Raw genomic sequence first — 4460 nt, forward strand, 5'->3', positions numbered from 1 at the left:
AGAAAGGAACCTTACGAAAAGGCTGAAGAGCCATAATCAAGAAATCAAGGTTGTAGAGAAGAGCAAAGAATTTCCAGCATCAGAAAAGTAAATGTGGGCATCCCAAAGCATTGACTGTAAAGGGATGCCCCTAACTAAGGAACTACTTTAGATATGGATGCTCATTCCATCAATACCCTCCAGGGCACCAAGTACTGTCTCTGATAGCGTAGGATGAGGATGTATTGAGTTCTCAAGTTCTTCTACCGTTAGACCGTTCTTGACTGCTATTACCCCTTCCATTATTAGCTCTGTAGCTGAAGGAGAAACTATACTCATACCAAGAACCTTTCCACTTTCCTTATCTGCTATTACCTTCACAAACCCAGTGTTTTCTAGTACAGTCCTTGCTCTACCATTTGCGCTCAAAGGGAATTTTGCGATACTTACTTTCTCCATGTCTTCGATGTCGTCTTCCCTTATCCCGGTTGATCCTACCTCTGGGCTGGAAAAAATAATCGAGGGAACTGCCGAGTAATCCATTTCCATTTCTTCTCCAGCAATGTTGTGAGCCGCTACTATCCCCTCGTAGCTGGCCACGTGAGCAAGCATTATTCCGGCTCTTATGTCGCCAATAGCATAAATGCCCTTAATGTTTGTCTGCATTCGGCTGTTCGTAATGACTCCTCTTTCAATTTCGAGGCCAAGATTTCTTACGTCTTCGCTAATGGTCGGTCTCCTACCGACTGCGACAAGAACTTTCTCAGCCTGGAGTGAGAGCTCCTGTTCACCTTCGGCATTCAGAATGAAGGTACATTCCTCCTTCTCCACCTCTGTCACCTTTGTTCTCTCTATTATCTCTACTCCTTGCCTTGTCAATGACTTTCGAATATCGTCGGCAACATCTTTATCCTCGTATGGAAGGATATGGTCTGCAAGTTCGACGATAGTAGTCTTCACTCCGAATGAACTGAAGAATGTTGCAAACTCAACTCCTATAACACCACCGCCAACAATTACTAGACTTTCTGGCATTTCTTCCATTCGAAAAACGTCGTTGCTTGTCCAGATTCCTTCGACTTCACTGAATGGCCTAAACATGGAGGGTTCGGATCCACTTGCGATAACAATATTATTCGTATCCAGAATCTCCCCTCTCTGCTCCAGGAGGACGTGCTTTGCATCCTTAATCACAGCTGTGTCATTGAAGAAATCAACTTCGTTTTTCTTCAAGAGGTGTTCAATCCCTTTTCTAGACATCGTGATCGTTCTATTCATGTGAGCCATGATCTTCTTCAGATCATAATCAAGATCGGATACTTCGATTCCAAGTCTCTTTGACTTGTCGGCTATCTCGGTATACAAATGGGCCGAAGTCAGCATCGCTTTTGTTGGAATGCAGCCCCAGTTTGTGCACGTCCCACCGAGATATTCCTTTTCAACGAGCGCAACTCTCTTACCCAGCTGAGCAATTCTTATTGCACAAACATAACCGCCAGGCCCACCACCAATTACAACCGCATCAAGCATTTTCTCTCCTCCTCATATATATCTTTATATCACCGTATTTATCAGATATCTTTTTGATTATCTCATGGCCCTCTTTCTGAATAGACACAGGAATTCTCTCCCCCCGAGAGCGGATAGTCTACAATAACAAGCAATACCTCTCCAGGGCTCATGTTTTCCAGAGTCTTTCTTGCTTGAATATCCGGAATTGGACAAGATTCGCCTCTCATATCGAGAAGCTGGTCAGGCTCGATGACATCAAGCTCGCCCCCCAGATAATAACTGCATATTCTCTCAGAGCAGGAAATTGGCTTGAATCCCTTAAGTTCCGTTATGAAGGAGATCGCCTCATCAAGCATTCTGAAAATGTGTGGAGAACTGAAGTCGAATCTCTCAACGCCATGCAAATGTCTTGAAGTAAGTATCCCAAGCTTCTTCATTTGCTGCAGATGTCTGTATACAGTTGACAAATCTATTTGAAGTAGCGACGCAATTTCTGAAGCAGTTAGGAAGTTGTCCATAAGCATCGTAACTATTTCAATTCTCGTCTGATTTGAGAAAGTGCGAAACAAATCCGGAAGCTTTAATGGCATCCCAAATCCCTCCCGTAGAAAGAGGTGCACGTCTGAACGAAGTGCACCTCCCAAATCACACTATAATAGCCTAACCTATTGACTTCTCACATTCCTCAACTATGTCAATGAAGCCTTCATAAGTTATCAGAGGCACGGTAACGTCATCAACTGAGTATCCCCTGGCCTCAACATCGTCCTTAATAGCAAAGACCTCCGCCTCTGTGGTCAATTCCTTTAGTCCCCAAAAAACACCGTCCTGAATTAGGACAACCTTGTCCCCATCTTTCGCCGCACTGATCTTGATTCTATCGGCAGAATTATTGGGCCCGTTTTTCACTACTATTAAATACATACCAGACACCTCACATGAAGATTACATTGTCAAACTTGTGGAAGAACTCTCCGATATCGGCTTCAGCTATTAATTGTGCATTGAAACTCTCTTCGATTTCATTTACTTTCAGTTTTTCCATATGTTCTTTGACACCATAAACTGCTGTCTCGTACCTCTTGATAAACCTAAAACACATGGAGATCGAGAGCAGGCCAAGACATTCAGGCTTAGTCTTCTTTGAAAGAGCAACAGTTGCCTCTTCCATCAAAAGAACGGATGGCTCAATATCTTCGCCATACATTCCAAATGCAGTCCTAAAGGCTTCATTGACCCAAATAGAGCCTGCTGGCGCCTGATAAACAACAAACAGGATCTTCTTATCCATAGCAGCACCTCACGCCATCAGGTTAACAAACCTGTCGCTGTTGTAAATCAATGAAGCCAGTTCGGGAAGACCACTTGGATTTGAACCTTCGATAATCATATCCTTGGTTACACCTCTGTAGTCCATACAGATTCCGCAAATCTCCACTTTCAAACCCTTCTCTTGTATTAGCGATTCGAGTTTTCGTGGAATGTCTCTATCTATCCTTATCGGTTTGACTTTGCTGTTAACGGATAGTATTGAATCGGCAAAGAGGAAAACCGTCACTTCGTGGCCTTTATCAGGTCCTGCTTCCGCGATCTTAATTGCTGTGTCAAGATCCTCATATGAATACGGTGGTGCAAAAACCTGGATTGTAATCTTCAAATCAGATGCCTCACTTTCTGTAAAGTATGTAAGCCATTGTCCAGTTGCCGAGAATAAGGAAGACACTTGCGATTATTGACGAAATGGCAAGAGTTGGAAGTCCGGAAAGGAAATGCCCGATATTACATCCACCGGCAAGGTTAGCTCCTGCTCCCATCATTGTTCCACCTATCATAACCACGAGATAAGTCTTCGGATTCTTCGGCATCCTCAACTTGAATTCTCTCGCTATTACTGACGCAATGAGTGCTCCCAGGATTATTCCGATTATTTCGTACCCATCCCATCTCAGTGGCTGATTACTGATGTAGGAGTCAAATATGAGACCCAACCACCGGTGATACCAATTCCATAATTTCGACCAGCAGCCTCGCTCGTTATCCATGCAATGGGAGAAAGAACAGCGAGAGATACCGCAGCAACTTTCCAGTTGAACTTAGTCTTTCTCTCCGTGGTCTTCGTGCCAAGCGTGTACCAAAGCAAGACGGCTGCTAGTATTACTGCAGAGATCCAGGGATTAACATTCAGGACTGTCGCGAGTGTGGGCCCTACCTTGTCAAAATATACGGAAGAATTCCCATCAACTGTTATGTTAAATTGGGCCGCCCACGTCCTTATGGGTGAAAACACTCCTCCTCTCATTGCCATAGCTCCTATACCGTAAAAGACCGCGGCTATCATTGCGGTTGTCATTCCCTCTCCGGACCTATAAGTAACACCTGAGGCACATCCACCGGCGAGAACCATTCCCAGCCCAAATACATAGGCACCAACAATATTCCCAAACAGATTAAGCGTCGGAGGAGCAATCCTTATCCAGCCCATCTGAGCCACAAAGAGAACGGTGATCATCTGTAACCCGACTGCAAGAAAACCCAGTTTCCAAAGGTAATTATCCTTAAATAACAAAACGTCCCTAAAAGCCGAGTTGAAACACACTCTGCCTCTTTGAAGAATGATTCCAAAAACGAGACCAACTAATAGACCCGTCCAGGCCATGTCATCTCACCCCTTTTTTCACTTTACTTTGATGTAGATCTTCCACTCGCTGTTCCCGACTTCCTCGATTTCGAGAACTTCGTGTCCCATTCCCTTGACTGCCTCGGGAATTCTCTCTTTCGACATGGCATAGTCAATCCAAACCTCGAGTATCTCTCCGGCTTTCATCTTCTTCAGAGCCCTCTTGGTTTCAACATCCGGTACTGGACAGACTTCTCCTCTTACGTCAACAGACTTAGTTACTTAATACTTCGCCATTTTCATACCTCCTGTAATGTGATTTATTTCACATATTGGTCAACTTAGTAACTCA

The 4460-nt window shown here is 44.2% G+C and carries 5 protein-coding genes and 2 pseudogenes; all 7 read right to left on the reverse strand.

Going from position 1 to position 4460, the window contains the following annotated elements; genetic code table 11:
- Nucleotides 1–147 precede the first annotated feature (147 nt).
- Nucleotides 148–1509, reverse strand: coding sequence for a dihydrolipoyl dehydrogenase (gene lpdA / locus B3K91_RS06500; RefSeq protein ID WP_292593489.1), 1362 nt, complete (start codon nt 1507–1509; stop codon nt 148–150).
- 62 nt (nt 1510–1571) lie between these two features.
- Nucleotides 1572–2081 carry a sulfurtransferase TusA family protein gene (locus B3K91_RS06505; protein ID WP_292593490.1) on the reverse strand — a complete coding sequence of 170 codons (510 nt, stop codon included), beginning with the start codon at nt 2079–2081 and terminating at the stop codon, nt 1572–1574.
- Between the two features lie 70 nt (nt 2082–2151).
- A complete protein-coding gene (tusB, locus tag B3K91_RS06510) occupies nt 2152–2415 on the reverse strand; it encodes a sulfurtransferase complex subunit TusB (protein ID WP_214060639.1) in 264 nt (87 codons plus the stop codon).
- Nucleotides 2416–2425: 10 nt separating this feature from the next.
- Complete coding sequence (locus B3K91_RS06515) at nt 2426–2782, reverse strand: intracellular sulfur oxidation protein (RefSeq protein WP_292593491.1); 357 nt, start codon at nt 2780–2782, stop codon at nt 2426–2428.
- A gap of 9 nt (nt 2783–2791) precedes the next feature.
- On the reverse strand, nt 2792–3148 hold the full coding sequence (locus B3K91_RS06520) for a DsrE/DsrF/TusD sulfur relay family protein (protein WP_292593492.1): 357 nt from the start codon (nt 3146–3148) through the stop codon (nt 2792–2794).
- Nucleotides 3149–3158: 10 nt separating this feature from the next.
- Nucleotides 3159–4147: pseudogene (locus tag B3K91_RS06530) on the reverse strand (YeeE/YedE family protein).
- Between the two features lie 18 nt (nt 4148–4165).
- Nucleotides 4166–4405: pseudogene (locus tag B3K91_RS06535) on the reverse strand (sulfurtransferase TusA family protein).
- Nucleotides 4406–4460 lie beyond the last annotated feature (55 nt).

The sequence above is a fragment of the Mesotoga sp. UBA5847 genome, from assembly GCF_002432735.1.
Classification (GTDB): Bacteria; Thermotogota; Thermotogae; order Petrotogales; family Kosmotogaceae; genus Mesotoga.